Below are 16,577 nucleotides of genomic sequence, written 5' to 3' on the forward strand. Positions count from 1 at the left end.
GCACGACGACGACGGCCTGGCCGCCACGGTCCGCCTGCTGTGGTCCGACCCCGACTTCTGGGGGGACGACGACGCCCCTGCGGTCTACGTGCACGGGTTGATGGTCGCCCGACGCCGTAGCGGCGACGGGCTCGGCCGCGCGCTGCTGGACTGGGCCGCGGACCAGGGGCGCGAGGCCGGCGTCGGCCTGCTCCGGCTCGACTGCCGGACGACGAACCCGGCGCTGCGGGCGTACTACGAGGCGTACGGGTTCACGGCGGTCGGCCGACGAGACTTCGCCGACTTCTCGTGCACCCTGCTCGAGCTCAGCCTCGTCGGCTCGGAATAACCCCGCCCGATCCGGGTCTTGACCACACGTGACCACTTCCCTGGAGTCCACCCGTCCCGCCGCCGCGTCCGGCACGTTCCGCCTCGGCGGAGACCTCGAGATCACCCGGCTCGGCTACGGCACCATGCAGCTTACCGGGCCCGGCGTCTGGGGCGAGCCGCACGACCGGGACGAGGCCGTCCGCGTCCTGCGCCGGGCCGTCGAGCTGGGCGTGACGTTCTTCGACACCGCCGACAGCTACGGCCCCGAGGTCGCGGAGAACCTGCTGCGCCAGGCGCTGCACCCGTACGTCGACGACGTCGTCATCGCGACGAAGGCCGGGCTGACCCGTCAGGGCCCCGGCATCTGGACCCCGGTCGGCCGGCCCGCCTACCTGCGCCAGCAGGCCGAGCTCAGCCTGCGCCGGCTCGGCGTCGAGCGCATCGACCTGTTCCAGCTGCACCGCATCGACCCCGAGGTCCCGCTCGAGGACCAGGTCGGCGAGCTCAAAGCGCTGCAGGACGAGGGCAAGGTCCGCCACATCGGGCTGAGCGAGGTCAGCGTCGAGCAGGCCGAGGCCGCGCAGCAGGTCGCGCCGATCGCCTCGGTGCAGAACCTGTACAACCTCACCAACCGCTCGTCCGAGGCACTGCTCGACTGGGCCACCGAGCGCGGCGTCGGCTTCATCCCGTGGTTCCCGCTCGCGACCGGGAAGCTGTCCGGAGAGGGCAGCCCGCTCGCCTCGCTCGCCGCCGAGCACGACGCGACACCCTCGCAGCTCGCGCTCGCGTGGCTGCTGCGCCGCTCGCCGGTCGTCCTGCCGATCCCGGGCACGTCGAGCGTCGCGCACCTCGAGGACAACGTCGCCGGTGCGGGCGTCACCCTGAACGACGACGAGTTCGAGGCACTCTCCGCCGCCGGTCGCTGATGGTCCGCGTCCTCGGGGTCGATGCCTGCAAGGCGGGTTGGGTGGGCATCGAGCTCGACGGCGTGGCGGTTCGCGCGTCGTTCGCGCCGACGATCGCCGACCTGGTGGCCGTCGTCGGCCGCGAGCTGGACGTCGTCGCGATCGACATCCCCATCGGCCTGCCGGACCGGAGCGGGCGCACCGCGGACACCCTGGCCCGACGAGGGCTGGGGCGCCGTGGTTCGACGATCTTCATGACGCCCGTGCGCTCGGCCGTCGTCGAGGAGGACTACGACGCCGCCAACCGGGCCGCGCGCGCCGCGACCGGGGCCGGGATCTCGCGCCAGGCGCACGGTCTGCGGGTCAAGATCCTCGACGTCGACGCGTATCGCGCCGTCGCGCCCGTGCGCCTCGTCGAGGTGCACCCCGAGCTCTCCTTCACGCGCATGACCGGGCAGGTCCTGCCGCGCAAGACCTCGTGGGCGGGCGCCGCGGCCCGCCGCACCGCGCTGGCGGCCGAGGGCGTCGTGCTCGACGACTCGCTCGGCCTGGCCGGGCAGATGGCCGCCGTCGACGACGTCCTCGACGCCGCAGCGGCGGCGTGGTCGGCCCGCCGCGTGGCGGCCGGCCTCGCCGAGTCCTACCCGGCGCAGCCGGAGGTCTTCAGCGACGGCTGGCCGGCAGCCATCTGGGTGTAGCCCGCGTGCCGCGACGTCACGCCACGCCCAGTTGCTGGATCGGCGGGTGCGACGGATGGTGAGTCAGGCCCACACCACAGCGAAGGCGGCGCACGATGACTCACCCGACGGATGCCGGCCGCACACCCGATCCCGATCCTGCGGACACCCCGGGGCTCGAACCCGGTGGCGGGGTTCAGCCGGGCGACACCCCGCCTGGAGAGTCGTCGACGTCCAGCGCGCACTGGCAGTCGAACTCGGGGTCGGCCACGGCGAGCTGGATCCCGTACGTCATCATCGGCGTGACGGTGGTGTTCGTGCTGCTGTTCTTCGTCGGCTACATCAGTTCCCTGCTGGGCTGAGCTCTCCTGTTGATCGTGACCCTCACGAGGACCGGCACTCCTCGGCACGGCGTCAGGGTGACCCCATCCGCTGCGGTCCGCTCCGCGGGAGCATGAACGTGTCGGCGTGGTACCGCGATCCTGGTTCGCAGTGCACGCACAGGGTGCCGTCGCCGACGCGCGCGGCCGGGGCGGCTGCCGGGGTCGCGGACAGCAGCACGAAGATGACGAGCCCCACGCCGGCCGCGGCCACCAGGTCGAACCTTCGGGGTCGTCGCGTTGGACCGTGCGCGACCGCGTCGATGTCCGGCCCGAGCGTCAGCTCGACGACCGTGCGCACCTGTCCAGCCATGCCGCCCACCTCGGACCGGGCGTGGTCGCCCTCCGCCGAGCCTGGCGCGGGCGCTGAGACCCGTCATCCGTGGCGGGTCACTCACCGACCCTCGGACGCGTGAGCGCGCGTTGCGCATCCGCCTGAGCGGACGGGGTGGCAGCGGCCAGCGCATCGGCCACGTGGGTCAGGGGCCGCCGGACGCGCTCGGGATCCCACGTCCCGCCGTGCCCGATCACCCCCACGACGCCGACGACCGCATCGCTCCGGTCGCGCACACCCGCGGCGATGCATGACCAACCAAGGGTGTGCTCCTCGCGCTCCACCGCCATCCCCGCGTCGAGCGTCGCGTCGATCGCCGCGAGCAGCGCCCGCCGTGTCGGAGCTGCGTAGCGCGTCGGGCGACGCACCCCCGAGGCAATGAGCGCCTCGACCCGGTCCGGATGCTCGGCGTAGGCGATCCGCCCCGCGGCCTTGAACAGCAGCTCGGGCTCGACGGGCTCCACGGGCGGCCAGCCGCCGAGCGTGCTGTTGACCGCCGGAGCGCGCTGGTGACCGTAGGCGACGTGCAGCGTGACCATCGTCAGGTCCGCCTCGACGTCCATCACGAACGCCACCTGTCCGGTCCGTGCGAGCAGGTCCTGCAGATGCGGCGCCGCCACCGCCCGGAACGGGTGCTGCCCCAGCGCCGCAGCGCCGAGGCTGGCCAGCCGGGGACCCAGCTCGTAGCCGTCCAGGCACCGCGTCAGCAGCCCGCGCCGCGTGAGGTCGCCCGCGAGGCGTCGAACCGTGGGCTTGGGCAGCGCCGACTGCCGGGCCAGCTCAGCCTGGCTGATGCACCCGGCCGACTCGACGAGCTCGAGGATGAGCGTCGCGCGCCCCAGGACCGTGCCGTCGTCGACGGATCCCACGGACCAAGCATGCTCTGGTGAGGACGGGGGGCGGTAGTGCCCTCGGTGAGGTGCTCCGCTACGAACTCTCTCGTCCGACCGCTTCCTCGTCGAGGTCGTCCTGCTCGGCCAGCGCCCCCGCTGTCACGTCGTCGGAGAGCTTGGGCGCAGGCGGCTGCCACGCCTTGAGCGGTTGCACCACAGTGCTGTAGAAGAGCTCAACCGCGCTCACGACGCTCGGGACGAACGCTCCTCGACCGCCGGATCGCTTGGTGCCCATGGGACTCGTCAGGCTGAGGCGGAACTCGACAACCTCGGCGCCACGATCAGGCAGCAGCGTGTTGGCGTTGGCCCGGACGTCGACCAGCTTCTCGCTGGTGCTCTCCGTCCGGCCAGCGAAGAGGGTCTCGACGACGAGGTCGTCGGGTGCGTCGCGGAGCTGGCGCAGGAGCCATCCCAAGCGCTTCTGGCCCGTGCCTTCCCGCGGCGCCGTGACCGCGACAGCGACCCGCACCTGCGACGTGCGCAGGTCAGCCGTGACCGTCAACGGACCCACTGCGAGCGGGATCTTGAGAACGGCATCGAGGACGCCCTCCGCTGCAAGCCTCGCGACGATGGCCTGGACGCGCGCCACTGAATCCGCGGCCAGCTTCCGCGGGACGGCCTGCGTCACGCTGACGCCCAGCTCTGAGCTGAGGCGCAGACATATCTGCCGCACGAGCCGGGTCCAGCTGTTGGCCACGGCAGGGACCTTGCCGTCGCTGGGCCGAAGCGTGCCCGCGTGAATCGCCTCCCGCACCGGCACCCACGACGGGCCCATGTCGTGGAAGTCTGCCGCCCCCGAACGAGGGTGCTCCAGGTAGGAGATGAGCTCACTCAGGATCCACGCCTGGAGCGAGTCGGCGACACCGCGATGCTGCAAGGTGAACTTCGCCTCGTGGAGCACCTCGGCCCAGGACAGGTGGATGAGGCTCGTGCGACGCAGCTTCCGCCGGTCGACTCCGACCGGGTGCTCGCCCGGCTGCGGGGCGATGTCGTTCGAGAGCGTGACGAGGGTGTCGAAACCTTCCTGGCGGGCTACGTCGAGGTACTTCTCGACCTGCTCACGATGGAGCTGGCCGCTGCCCGTCTTGACCTCGATGAGGCCGGTCCACCGCTTCGAACCCCGTGCGACGCGCAGGACACCATCCGGATAGACGGTCCCATCGCGGAGGGCGAAGGGGACCTCGAGGTACGTCTCGACGCCTCCGGCCGGAGCGCCGAAACGGGATGTCAGCGCACGACCGAAGGCGGGCACGGCCATCATCGTCGAGAGCAGCGCGGAGGTCGCGCGCTTCTCCTGCTCTTCGCCCACACCGACGCCCGAGACGGAGAAGAGCCGCGCGGCCTGCCATCCTTCGGCGCCGGCGAGCTGAAGCCGAGGCGCCTGGACCCGTGCGGTGGCCCTCTTGCTCGTGCGCACTCCGGCCGACCGCCTCCGGGCCGGGGCCGCGCTCTCGCTCGGTACCGCGACCAGGGCCGGTGCCGGGAAGTCGATCACGGTCGCCGTCGTTGGCTCGTCGATTGTCGAGTCGTCGGGCCGCGTCTCGACGGCCTCGATGGTGTCGTCGGCGACGGACAGTGGCGCGGGTTCTCCTGGCTCGGCTTCAGGCGCCTCCGCGTCGTCGACAGCGACTCCGAAGTCCGTCGCCAGCCCTGCAAGGCCGGAGTCCCAACCCTGCCCGACAGCCCGCACCTTCCACGCCTCGCCGCGTCGATAGACCTCGCAGAAGACGAACGCCGTCTCCGTCGTCGCGTCGGTGATCTCGTAGCGAGCGACGGCAGCGCCGGCCTCGTCAAGCACCCGACAGATCAGGCCGTCGAGGCCACCAAATGTCCGCTCCGCGAGACTCGCCGTCACGACGACCCTGCCGACCTCCGGGCTCAGGCCGTCGAGATCGACAGCGATGATCTCGTGGGATCCGTTGTCGTCGCTCGAGCGACCCAGCAGGCTCACGGCCCCATCAGGCGAGGCGGGCTGGTTGAAGAACACAAAGTTCTCGTCCGAGCCCACTCGCCCGCTGTCGTCCAGCATCAGCGCCGCCGCGTCGACGTCCACGTCACCATCTGCGTCGCCCCAGCCGATGACGATCTGGAGACGAGAAACCCCGTCAGGCAATCCGCAGTTGGCACCCTTGCTGAGCACGACCTCGTCCATGGACCGCACGCTAGCGGCCAGGATCCTGCCTGGTGAGCGATTCAGTTGCCTGAGGCCGGGTGGTTCTCGCCGTGACCGTGTCGGTGCTCGTTCGTAGCCTGGGGTGATGACGGATCAGCAGCGGACCTATCCCGCGGGCGTGACCTCGTGGGTCGACATCGAGCAGCGGGACATCGAGGGCGCCAAGGCGTTCTACGGCCCCGTCCTGGGGTGGCAGTTCCACGACGCCACCCCGCCCGGCATCCCGACGCGGTACGTGATCGCCCAGGTCGACGGCCGCGACGCGGCAGGCATCGGCGGCCCGTCGGACCGGGCCGGTGCGGACCCCGGCGACCCGACGTGGCACACCTACGTCGCGGTCGACGACCTCGACGAGGCGCTCGCGCGGATCACCCACGCAGGCGGCGCCGTCACGACGGGCCCGACGGTCGCCGGTGAGGGCGGGACGTGGGCCGCGTTCATCGATCCGCAGGGCGCCTCGCTCCGGCTGTGGCGGGCGAAGCGGCGACTCGGTGCGCAGATCGTCAACGCGCCGGGCGCCTGGAACTTCAGCGACCTGCACACGAGCGACCCTGCGGCCGCGCGGAGGTTCTACGAGCAGGCGTTCGGCTGGGAGATCGCCGACGTCGGCCTCGGGACGCTGATCCGCGTCCCCGGCTACGGCGACCACCTGGCCGCGACCGTCGACCCGGGCATCCACGAGCGGCAGGCGAGCGTGTCGGCTCCCCCCGGCTTCGCGGACGCCATCGGCTGGGTCGTACCACTGGGACAGGACGAGACGCCGCACTGGCACGTGTCCTTTGCAGTGGCCGACCGCGACGTCGTGGCGACGCTCGCTTCCGAGCACGGCGGCACGGTGATCGCGACGACGGAGACCGGCTGGACGCGGACCGCCCTCGTCCGCGATCCGCAGGGCGCGGTGTTCACGGCCAGCCAGTTCACGCCGCCCGGCCGGTGACCGGCCGGGCGGCGTCAGGGGTCAGTCCGCGACGACCCAGGTGAGCACGAGCGGCGCCGACGAGCCGTCGAGCTCGCTGATCGCGTGGACGCTGAGCGTGTGCGTGCCGGCGGCGAGCCCGTCGAACGTGAGCTCGCCGTCCTCGCCGACCCGCTCGGCCGGCGCACCGTCGAGCGAGAAGAACGTCTCGACGCCGTACTCCGGGCCGAGGTCGTAGTGCGTGAAGAGCTCGAACGTCGCGCTCGGACCGGTCACCGGGTCGGCGTCGTCGGCCCACGGCGCCTCGTCGAGCGTGACCTCCGGGGTGGCTCCTGCGGGCGGAAGCTGGACCCAGGAGTACGTCAGCGGCGCGGACCAGTTGCCGGCCTCGTCGCTGGCCGTGACGGTCACGGTGTGCTCGCCGTCCGCGAGGTCGTCGAGGTCGGGGTCGGTGGACCACTCGGCGCTCGCCCAGAGCTCGGCGTCGCCGTCGTCGAGCTGGACGAGCGTCTGCGCGGGGCCGTCGGTCGTGACGTCGTCGGCGAAGGTCCAGGCCAGGTCGACCGAGCGGTCCTCGACGCGGGTCGTCGGCGCATCCGTGCGGTCCCACGCGAGCGTGGGCGCGGTCGTGTCCTGGGTCGGCACGACGGCCTCGTCGGGCTCGTCCGGCGCTGCGTCCGGCTCGTCGGCGACGGGCTCGTCCTCGACGACAGGGACGTCGGCCGGCGGGGCGACGGCCGAGGCGCCCTGGTCGAACCACGGGTACTCGCGCACGCCGTTGTCGTGAGCCAGCTCGGCGGCTGGCTCGGGCGAGACGGCGACCGCGGTTGCGGCGCCGGTGACCACGAGCGCGCCGGCGATCACCACAGCCGTGACGGTGGCGCGGCGACGGGACAGTCGTATACGCATGAGGTGCGGACCCTTCGTTCGTCAGGTGCCGGTCGAGAACGGCCGGTCGCCGGTCCGTTCGGTTCCGGGGCACCCCTGTTGAGGCGTTGGGTCGCGCGCCACCCGTTCGAGCGAACGGCCCGGTCGCTCGCACGGGGGGATGCGCCGCGCGGGCTTTCGGCGTAGAACGGATCGCATGTTCGACGAAGGACAGCTCTACGCCCCCGTCACCGCCGACGAGGACGGCAAGGTCACCGTGCACCTCGCGGACGACCACCCCGGCGCGAAGGACCCCGAGTACCGCCGGCGCCGCGAGGAGATCGCCGCGCCCGCGCTCGGGTGGCAGCCCGGGGACCCCGAGCCGCGCGTCGATTACACCGACGGCGAGAACGAGATCTGGCGGACCGTCTGCCGCGAGCTCGCGCCCAAGCACGAGCGGCTGGCGATCCGGGGATACCTGGAGGGCAAGGAGGCGCTCGGCCTGCCCACCGACCACGTCCCGCAGCTCGACGAGGTCAGCGCCGGCCTCGACCCGATCAGCGGCTTCCGGCTGCACCCGGCCGCGGGCCTCGTCCCGCTCGACCAGTTCTACGGGTCGCTCGCGGACGGGGTGTTCCACTCGACCCAGTACCTGCGCCACCCGTCCCAGCCGCTGTACACGCCGGAGCCCGACGTCATCCACGAGGTCCTCGGGCACTGCAACCTGCTGGCCAACCCCGCGATCGCGCAGGTCAAGCGCTACGCCGGTGAGGCCGCGCGACGGTGCGAGACACCCGAGGGCCTGCAGGTCGTCGCCGACGTCTTCTGGTTCACCATCGAGTTCGGGGTGATGTACGAGGACGGCGAGCTGCGCGCGTACGGCGCGGGCCTGCTGTCCTCCTACGGGGAGATCGAGGAGATCCGCGGGGCGGACATCCGGGCCGTCGACTTCCAGCAGATGGCCACGCTCGCCTACGACATCAGCCACTACCAGCCGATCCTGTTCGCCTGCGACGGCATGAGCGAGCTCACCGACCGGGTCGCCTCGTTCTTCGCCGAGTTCGACGACGAGACGCCGGCCCGGCTCGCGGCGAGCTGAGCTCAGCCCTCCGTCAGCAGGTGCTGGCGGAAGAACGCGACGAGCTCCTCCGGGGCGTCGAGCGGCAGCACGGCGGCCACGTACTGGTCCGGCCGGACGACGACGACGGCGCCGCGGCGATCCACGCCCCGCTGCTCGAAGATGTCCTCGTCCGGGTGCGTGGCGAACACCTGCTCGTGGTCGATCAGGTCGAACGGCCCCGTGCGTGGCAGGAACAGCGTCGGCACCGTGGAGATGTCGACCTCGGCTTGGCGCTGCTGGTAGACCGCCTTGACCTCGACGACGTCCGCCGGGATCTGCCCCGCCACGCCCTCGGCCCACGCCGCGAGCGCCGAGGACTCCTCGTCCGCGAACGCGTACACGCGCCAGCGACCGTCGGCCCGGTGCTCGTGCCCGAGGTGGACGGGGTTGGCGTCCGCGACGCGGACGACCCGCACCGACTTGAAGCGCTTCCCGACGACGAAGCCCGCGGCCAGCGCCTGATGGGTGGGCTCGGCGACGATCATCGACGGTGCGTACTGGGTCATGAACCCGAACAGGAACTCCGTGGTCCGCACGTAGAACTGGGCGAGCTGCCCCGGGTCGTCGGCGTCCTCGGGACGCCTCGCCATCAGCGCCGACCACTCCTTGTCGAAGTCGATCAGGTTCTGAGCCACGACCTGACGCTCGGCCGAGTAGGTGGCGAGCAGGCTCTCGGGGCTCCGACCGGACAGGACGTAGCCGAGCTTCCACGCCAGGTTGAACCCGTCCTGCATCGACACGTTCATGCCCTGGCCGGCCTTGGCGCTGTGCGTGTGGCACGCGTCGCCGGCGATGAACACGCGGGGCGTGCGGGTGCCAGCCTCCTCGGCGGTGACGTCGTCGAACCGGTCGGTGAGCCGGTGCCCGACCTCGTACACGCTGTGCCAGGCCACGTCGCGCACGTCGAGCGTGTACGGGCGCAGGATCTCCTGCGCCCGGGCGACGATCTGATCGATCGTCGTGCTGCGCACCTCGTGGTGGGTGTCGGGGTCGGTCTCGCCGAGGTCGACGTACATGCGGAACAGGTGGCCGCCCTCGCGCGGGATCAGCAGGATGCTGCCCCCCGCGCCCGACTGGATCGCGCACTTGAGCCGGATGTCCGGGAAGTCGGTCACGGCCAGCACGTCCATGACGCCCCACGCGTGGAACGCCGAGTCGCCGCGCATGGTGCAGCCGATCGACTCGCGCACGCGGCTGCGCGCACCGTCGGCACCCAGCACGTACCGCGCCCGGACGACCTTCTCCTGCCCCGCGCGATCCCCCGCGGTCCGCACGAGCGTGACCGTGACGTGGTCGTCGGACCGCACCAGACCGCGGAACTCGTAGCCGTAGTCCGGCACCATCCGGCTCGGCGAGCGGGCCATGTACTCGGCGAAGTAGTCGAGCACGCGCGCCTGGTTGACGATCAGGTGCGGGAACTCGCTGATGCCGTCCGGGTCGTCGGGCGGCCGTTCGCCGCGGACGATGCGCGCGGGGTCGGCCGGGTCCGGGTGCCAGAAGCACATCTCGGTGATGCGGTACGCCTCCTCGGCGATCCGGCCGGCGAATCCGAACGCCTGGAACGTCTCGACGCTGCGCGGCTGGATGCCGTCCGCCTGCCCGATCGCGAGCCGACCGTCGCGGCGGTCCACGATCCGCGTGACGACACCCGGGAACTGGGAGAGCTGGGCGGCCGCGATCATCCCCGCGGGCCCGGCGCCGACGATGAGGACGTCGACCTCGTTGGGGAGCTCGTCGGGCCGGTCGAGGCCGACGCCGGCCGCGGGCTGGACGCGTGGGTCCCCGGAGACGTAACCGTGGTGGTGGAACTGCATGGAGCCGGACTCCCCTGACGCCGATGTCGAGGTGGTACGGATCGTATATTATCCCTCGAAGGCCGCGACGACGCGGTCGCCCTGTCCGGGAGGCTCGAGCATGCCGACGGTATCCGCGCACGTCGCGGTCACGCTCGCCGCCCATGTGGACCACGTCTTCGGCGTCATGGGCAACGGGAACGCGTACTTCCTCGACGCGCTGGCGTGCCAGACCGACGCCGCCTTCGTCCCCGTGCGGCACGAGGCCGGCGCCGTCGTCGCCGCCGATGCCTTCCACCGGGTCTCGGGCAGGCTCGCCGCGGCGACGACGACCTACGGCGCGGGCTTCACCAACACGCTCACCGCCCTCGCCGAGGCGGTGCAGGCGCACGTGCCGCTCGTGCTCGTCGTCGGCGACGAGCCGACGTCGGGCCCACGCCCCTGGGACGTCGACCAGATCGCGATGGCCTCGGCCGTCGGCGCCCGCACCTACACGGTCGGGCGCGCCGACGCGGCCGCGACGACCGTCATCGCCGTCGAGCACGCCCTGACCTACCGCGTGCCGACCGTGCTCGCGATCCCCTACGACGTCGCGACGCTCGACACCGGCCCGGTGCCCGCGACGACGGCACCCCAGCTCCCCCCGCCGCTCGCCGTGCGCGGCGCCTTCGCCGACGGCGTCGTGCGCGAGATCGCGACCGCCCTGCGCTCGGCTCGCCGGCCGCTGCTCCTCGCCGGGCGCGGCGCCTGGGACGCGGGAGCCGGCCGGGCGCTCGGCGACATCGCCGACGCGACGGGTGCGTTGACGACGACGACGGCGCTGGGGCGCGGGGTGTTCCCCCGGACGGAGTTCGACCTCGGCGTCGCGGGCGGCTTCGGGGCCCGGGAGGCGATGGACCTCGTCCGCGAGGCCGACGTCGCGGTGGTCGTCGGGGCCTCGCTCAACCAGTTCACGATGCGGTTCGGCGAGCTCTTCGCGCCCGGCTGTCGGGTCTTCCAGGTCGACGTCGCGCCCGCGGCGAGTCATCCGCACGTCGGCGGCTACGTGCGCGGGGACGCCGCGGTCGTCGCCGAGGCGATCCTCGCGCAGCTGGGCGAGGGCGAGCCGAGCGGGTGGCGCGAGTCCGTCGACCTCACGGCCGCGCGGCGGCACGAGCCCGGGGACGGCACCTCCGACGACGGGCGGCTCGACCCACGGTCGGCGGCCGCCCGGCTCGCCGACCTGCTTCCCGCCAACCGCGTCGTCGTCTCCGACGGCGGTCACTTCCTCGGCTGGTCGAACATGTACTGGCCCGTGGCCGCGCCGGACCGGATGGCCATGGTCGGCACCGCGTTCCAGGCGATCGGCCTCGGCTTCCCCAGCGTGGTGGGGGCGGCGCTCGCCCGCCCGGACGCGACGGTGGTCCTGACGACCGGCGACGGCGGCGGTCTCATGGCGCTGTCCGACCTGGAGTCGGCCGTGCGGGTCGCGGGCGGCCGCGGGATCGCCGTCGTGTGGAACGACGGGGCGTACAGCGCCGAGATGCACCTCTACGGGCGCCGGGGGCTCGCCCGCGGCCCGATGCTCATCCCGGACGTCGACTTCGCGGGTGTCGCCACCGCGCTCGGCGCGCAGGGCGTCGCCGTGCGATCGCTCGAGGACCTCGAGGTCCTGACCGCGTGGGGCGCCCGCCCGGAGGCCGACCGCCCGTTCCTCCTGCTCGACCTGCGCGTCTCCGGCACGGTCGTCGCGCCCTTCTGGGAGGAGATCTCCCGGGCGAGCGGCTGAGCGCACGCGACCGAGAACGCACTCATGGCAACGACGAGGGAGCACATGACCGACGACGGCACCGACCCCCGGTTCTCCGCGCTCCCTGCCCGCCCGGGCAAGGTCGTCGCGGTCCACCTCAGCTATGCGTCGCGCGCCGACGAGCGCAGCCGCCGCCCCGCGCACCCGTCCTACTTCCTCAAGCCGTCGAGCTCGGTGGCGTCGTCCGGCGGGACCGTCGAACGGCCGCACGGCACGGAGCTGCTCGCCTTCGAGGGCGAGATCGCGCTCGTCATCGGCACCACCGCCCGGTGGGTCGAGCCATCCCGGGCCTGGGACCACGTCGCGTGGGTCACGGCGGCGAACGACTTCGGCGTGTACGACCTGCGCGCGAGCGACAAGGGCTCGAACCTGCGGTCCAAGGGCGGCGACGGGTTCACCCCGATCGGGCCCGGCCTGCTCGACGCCCGGACGGTCGACCCGGGCGCGCTGCGGCTGCGCACCTGGGTCAACGGCGAGCTGCGGCAGGAGGACACGACCGCCGGGCTCCTGTTCTCGCTCGCGCAGCTCGTGGCCGACCTGTCGCAGCACCTCACGCTCGAGCCGGGCGACGTCATCCTCGCCGGGACCCCGGCCGGCTCGTCGGTCGTCGTGCCGTCGGACGTCGTGGAGGTCGAGGTCGACGAGCCCGGCGGGTCCACGTCGGGCCGGCTCGTCACCACCGTCACCCAGGGCGAGCGCCGGTTCGACGCGGCGCTCGGGTCGCTGCCGGCCGTCGACGACGCCCAGCGCGCCGACGCCTGGGGCTCGCGCGCCGCCGCCGGTCTCGCGCCGCAGGGCCTGTCGCCCGAGCTCCGCGAGCAACTGCTGCGAGCCCCGGTGGCAGCGCTCAGCGCCCAGCTGCGCAAGCGCGGCCTCGACGACGTGACGATCGACGGCGTCCGGCCGATGCACCCGGGCACGAAGCTCGTCGGCACCGCACGGACCCTGCGGCTCGTGCCCGGGCGGGAAGACCTGTTCGCCCGCCGAGGCGGCGGCCACAACGCCCAGAAGCAGGCGTTCGACACGCTCGAGCCAGGTGAGGTCCTGGTCATCGAGGCACGCGGCGAGTCAGCCGCCGCCACGTTCGGCGACGTCCTCGCGCTGCGTGCTCACGCGCGCGGTGCCGCCGGCGTGATCACCGACGGGGCCGTCCGCGACCACGCCGCCGTCGCGGCCGTCGGCCTCGCCGTCTACAGCGCGGGCGCCCACCCCGCCGTGCTCGGCCGCCGGCACGTGCCGTGGGAGGTCGACGTCGCGGTCGCGTGCGGCGGCACGACCGTGGAGCCGGGGGACGTCGTGGTCGGCGATGACGACGGCGTCGTCGTCGTCCCGTCCGCACTGGTTGAGGAGGTCGTCGACGCAGCCCTCGCCCAGGAGGAGGAGGACGGCTGGGTCGCCGAGCAGGTGGCCGCGGGCCATCCCGTCCAGGGACTGTTCCCGATGGATGCGCGGTGGCGAGCGAGGTACGACGCATGGCGAGCGAGCCGATGACCGGGACGGTCGCCGAGCGCAGCAAGTCGCAGCGCGCCTACCTCTCGCTCAAGGAGCGGATCGCGAGCCACGAGCTCGCCCCCGGCTACCGCTTGGTGCTCGCGTCGATCGCCCAGGAGCTCGACATGAGCGCGGTGCCGGTGCGCGAGGCGATCCGCCGGCTCGAGGCCGAGGGGCTGGTCACGTTCGAGCGGAACATCGGCGCTCGGGTGTCGATGATCGACGACTCCGACTACCGGCACAGCATGGAGTCCCTGGCCGTCCTCGAGGGAGCGGCCACGGCCCTCGCGGCCCGCAACCTCACCGATCGCGATCTCCGGCGGGCGCGCGAGCTCAACGGCCTCCTCGTCGAGTCGCTCGACGCCTTCGACCCACACCTGTTCACCGCGGTGAACCAGCAGTTCCACGCCGCCCTGTTCGCCGCCTGCCCGAACCCGCGGCTGCTCGCGCTGGTCGAGGCGGAGTGGGTCCGGCTCGGCCACCTGCGCCACTCGACGTTCAGCTTCGTGCCCGGCCGCGCACGCGAGTCGGTGGGCGAGCACGAGGCCCTCCTCGACCTCGTCGAGGGCGGCGCTCCCCTGGCCGACATCGAGCGCGCGGCCCGCGGGCACCGCTCCGCCACCCTCGCCGCCTACCTCGACCACGAGCATCCCGAGAGGTGACCCCGATGCCTGCCGACCTACCCGAGCGCCTCCTGCACTACATCGGCGGCGAGCACGTCGCCTCGGCCGACGGCGCGACGTTCGAGGTCCTCGACCCGACCTCGAACGAGACCTACCTGCACGCCGCGGCCGGCCAGGCGGCGGACGTCGACCGTGCCGTCGCGGCGGCGCAGCGAGCCTTCGACGAGGGACCGTGGCCCCGGATGCTGCCCCGCGAGCGCTCGCGAGTCCTGCACCGCGTCGCCGACATCGTCGAGTCGCGCGACGCCCGGCTCGCCGAGCTGGAGAGCTTCGACTCCGGTTTGCCGATCACCCAGGCCCTCGGCCAGGCGCGGCGGGCCGCGGAGAACTTCCGGTTCTTCGCCGACCTCGTGGTCGCGCAGACCGACGACGCGTTCAAGGTGCCCGGGCGGCAGCTCAACTACGTCAACCGCAAGCCGATCGGCGTCGCCGGGCTCATCACGCCGTGGAACACGCCCTTCATGCTCGAGTCCTGGAAGCTCGGCCCCGCCCTGGCGACCGGCAACACCGTGGTCCTCAAGCCGGCGGAGTTCACGCCCCTGTCGGCCTCCCTGTGGGCCGGGATCTTCGAGGAGGCGGGCGTGCCGGCGGGGGTGTTCAACCTCGTGCACGGGCTCGGCGAGGAGGCGGGCGACGCGCTCGTCAAGCACCCCGGCGTGCCGCTCATCTCGTTCACGGGCGAGAGCCGGACCGGGCAGCTCATCTTCGCGAACGCGGCACCGCACCTCAAAGGCCTGTCGATGGAGCTCGGGGGAAAGTCGCCCGCGGTCGTGTTCGCGGACGCCGACCTGGACGCCGCGATCGACGCGACGATCTTCGGCGTGTTCTCGCTCAACGGCGAGCGCTGCACCGCCGGCAGCCGGATCCTCGTGCAGCGCGGGATCTACGACGAGTTCGTCGAGCGCTTCGCGGCGCAGGCCACGCGCGTCGTCGTCGGCCCCCCGCACGACGAGCGGACGGAGGTCGGCGCGCTCGTGCACCCCGAGCACTACGCGAAGGTGATGGGCTACATCGAGGTCGGCCGGACCGAGGCGCGCCTCGTCGCCGGCGGCGGATGCCCCGACGGCTTCCCGACCGGCAACTACGTGGCGCCCACCGTCTTCGTCGACGTCCCCGCGGACGCGCGGATCTTCCAGGAGGAGATCTTCGGCCCAGTCGTGGCCATTACCCCGTTCGACACCGACGACGAGGCCCTCGCGCTCGCCAACGGCGTGCGGTACGGCCTCGCCGCGTACATCTGGACGAACGACCTCACGCGCGCGCACACGTTCGCCCAGGCGGTCGAGTCCGGGATGGTCTGGCTGAACAGCAACAACGTCCGCGACCTGCGCACGCCGTTCGGCGGCGTCAAGGCGTCCGGCCTCGGCCACGAGGGCGGGTACCGGTCGGTCGACTTCTACACCCACCAGCAGGCCGTCCACATCTCGCTCGGCTCGGCACACCACCCGACCTTCGGCAAAGGACACTGACGTGAGCGCGACGCCCATCCCGACACCGTCGAGCCCGCCCCCGGACATCCTGCGCGCCGCGTCGATGGAGCTCGTCGTCACCGACCTCGCGGCGTCGCGGCACTTCTACGTCGACGTCCTCGGACTCGTCGTCACCGAGGAGGACGAGGGGGCCGTCTACCTACGCACCCACGAGGAGTTCATCCATCACAACCTCGTGCTGCGGCAGGGGCCGGTCGCCGCGGCCGCCGCGCTGTCCTACCGGGTCCGCGCGCCCGAGGACCTCGACAAGGCGGTCGCGTTCTACCGCGAGCTCGGCTGCCGGGTCGAGCGGCGCGTCGAGGGCTTCGTCGCGGGCGTCGGGGACTCCGTGCGGATCGAGGACCCGCTCGGGTTCCCCTACGAGTTCTTCCACGACGTCGAGCACGTCGAGCGGCTCGCGTGGCGCTACGACCTCTACACGCCCGGCACCCTCGTGCGCCTCGACCACTTCAACCAGGTCACGCCCGACGTGCCGCGCGCCGTGCGGTACATGGAGGACCTGGGCTTCCGCGTGACCGAGGACATCCAGGACGAGGCGGGCACCACGTACGCCGCGTGGATGCGCCGCAAGCCCACGGTCCACGACACCGCGATGACGGGCGGCGACGGCCCCCGGATGCACCACGTCGCGTTCGCGACCCACGAGAAGCACAACGTGCTGGCGATCTGCGACAAGCTCGGCGCCCTGCGGATGTCGGACCGGATCGAGCGCGGTCCCGGGCGACACGGCGTCTCCAACGCGTTCTACCTCTACCTG

At 72.6% G+C, this 16,577-nt stretch carries 16 protein-coding genes; 11 read left to right on the top strand and 5 right to left on the bottom strand.

Going from position 1 to position 16,577, the window contains the following annotated elements:
- From D1825_RS05290 to D1825_RS05305, 4 genes are all read left to right on the top strand, one after another.
- A partial coding sequence (locus tag D1825_RS05290) for a GNAT family N-acetyltransferase (RefSeq protein ID WP_138067471.1) occupies positions 1 to 328 on the top strand: 328 nt, incomplete at its 5' end.
- Positions 329 to 356: 28 nt separating this feature from the next.
- Positions 357 to 1,235: an aldo/keto reductase gene (locus D1825_RS05295; RefSeq protein ID WP_118766407.1), complete on the top strand. Its 879-nt coding sequence runs from the start codon at positions 357 to 359 to the stop codon at positions 1,233 to 1,235.
- Positions 1,235 to 1,912 (top strand): DUF429 domain-containing protein, encoded by a 678-nt coding sequence (locus D1825_RS05300; protein ID WP_267897562.1) that lies wholly within the window; start codon positions 1,235 to 1,237, stop codon positions 1,910 to 1,912. The genes D1825_RS05295 and D1825_RS05300 overlap by 1 nt, the downstream gene beginning before the upstream one ends.
- 95 nt (positions 1,913 to 2,007) lie before the next feature.
- A complete protein-coding gene (locus D1825_RS05305) occupies positions 2,008 to 2,253 on the top strand; it encodes a DUF6480 family protein (RefSeq protein WP_118766408.1) in 246 nt (81 codons plus the stop codon).
- A 52-nt stretch (positions 2,254 to 2,305) separates the two neighbouring features.
- Here the strand turns inward: D1825_RS05305 and D1825_RS05310 are convergent, their stop codons facing one another.
- From D1825_RS05310 to D1825_RS05320, 3 genes are all read right to left on the bottom strand, one after another.
- Positions 2,306 to 2,584, bottom strand: coding sequence for a hypothetical protein (locus D1825_RS05310; RefSeq protein WP_118766409.1), 279 nt, complete (start codon positions 2,582 to 2,584; stop codon positions 2,306 to 2,308).
- Between the two features lie 77 nt (positions 2,585 to 2,661).
- Complete coding sequence (locus D1825_RS05315; protein WP_118766410.1) at positions 2,662 to 3,474, bottom strand: IclR family transcriptional regulator; 813 nt, start codon at positions 3,472 to 3,474, stop codon at positions 2,662 to 2,664.
- Positions 3,475 to 3,532: 58 nt separating this feature from the next.
- Positions 3,533 to 5,650 (bottom strand): TerD family protein, encoded by a 2,118-nt coding sequence (locus D1825_RS05320; RefSeq protein ID WP_118766419.1) that lies wholly within the window; start codon positions 5,648 to 5,650, stop codon positions 3,533 to 3,535.
- Positions 5,651 to 5,756: 106 nt separating this feature from the next.
- On the opposite strand from D1825_RS05320, the gene D1825_RS05325 reads away from it, so the two are divergent.
- Positions 5,757 to 6,608, top strand: coding sequence for a VOC family protein (locus D1825_RS05325; protein WP_118766411.1), 852 nt, complete (start codon positions 5,757 to 5,759; stop codon positions 6,606 to 6,608).
- 21 nt (positions 6,609 to 6,629) lie between these two features.
- On the opposite strand, the gene D1825_RS05330 is transcribed toward D1825_RS05325, so the two are convergent.
- Positions 6,630 to 7,496 carry an Ig-like domain-containing protein gene (locus D1825_RS05330; protein ID WP_138067472.1) on the bottom strand — a complete coding sequence of 289 codons (867 nt, stop codon included), beginning with the start codon at positions 7,494 to 7,496 and terminating at the stop codon, positions 6,630 to 6,632.
- Between the two features lie 175 nt (positions 7,497 to 7,671).
- On the opposite strand from D1825_RS05330, the gene D1825_RS05335 reads away from it, so the two are divergent.
- Positions 7,672 to 8,553, top strand: a complete 882-nt coding sequence (locus tag D1825_RS05335; protein ID WP_118766413.1) for a phenylalanine 4-monooxygenase — start codon at positions 7,672 to 7,674, stop codon at positions 8,551 to 8,553.
- Between the two features lie 2 nt (positions 8,554 to 8,555).
- On the opposite strand, the gene D1825_RS05340 is transcribed toward D1825_RS05335, so the two are convergent.
- Entirely contained in the window at positions 8,556 to 10,388 is a 1,833-nt protein-coding gene (locus tag D1825_RS05340; RefSeq protein WP_118766414.1) for an FAD-dependent monooxygenase, read from the bottom strand.
- Positions 10,389 to 10,488: 100 nt separating this feature from the next.
- Here D1825_RS05340 and D1825_RS05345 point away from each other — a divergent pair, with 100 nt between their 5' ends.
- From D1825_RS05345 to hpaD, 5 genes are all read left to right on the top strand, one after another.
- Positions 10,489 to 12,135 (top strand): thiamine pyrophosphate-binding protein, encoded by a 1,647-nt coding sequence (locus tag D1825_RS05345; RefSeq protein WP_118766415.1) that lies wholly within the window; start codon positions 10,489 to 10,491, stop codon positions 12,133 to 12,135.
- A 45-nt stretch (positions 12,136 to 12,180) separates the two neighbouring features.
- Positions 12,181 to 13,647, top strand: coding sequence for a fumarylacetoacetate hydrolase family protein (locus D1825_RS05350; protein WP_118766416.1), 1,467 nt, complete (start codon positions 12,181 to 12,183; stop codon positions 13,645 to 13,647).
- On the top strand, positions 13,629 to 14,309 hold the full coding sequence (locus tag D1825_RS05355; RefSeq protein ID WP_233549647.1) for a GntR family transcriptional regulator: 681 nt from the start codon (positions 13,629 to 13,631) through the stop codon (positions 14,307 to 14,309). The genes D1825_RS05350 and D1825_RS05355 overlap by 19 nt, the downstream gene beginning before the upstream one ends.
- Before the next feature lie 5 nt (positions 14,310 to 14,314).
- A complete protein-coding gene (gene hpaE / locus D1825_RS05360) occupies positions 14,315 to 15,799 on the top strand; it encodes a 5-carboxymethyl-2-hydroxymuconate semialdehyde dehydrogenase (protein WP_118766420.1) in 1,485 nt (494 codons plus the stop codon).
- 1 nt (position 15,800) lies between these two features.
- Positions 15,801 to 16,577: 3,4-dihydroxyphenylacetate 2,3-dioxygenase (gene hpaD / locus D1825_RS05365; RefSeq protein WP_118766417.1), on the top strand; the 777-nt coding region annotated here is incomplete at its 3' end.

This window comes from Cellulomonas rhizosphaerae (assembly GCF_003470205.1).
In the GTDB taxonomy this organism is placed as follows: Bacteria; Actinomycetota; Actinomycetes; order Actinomycetales; family Cellulomonadaceae; genus Cellulomonas; species Cellulomonas rhizosphaerae.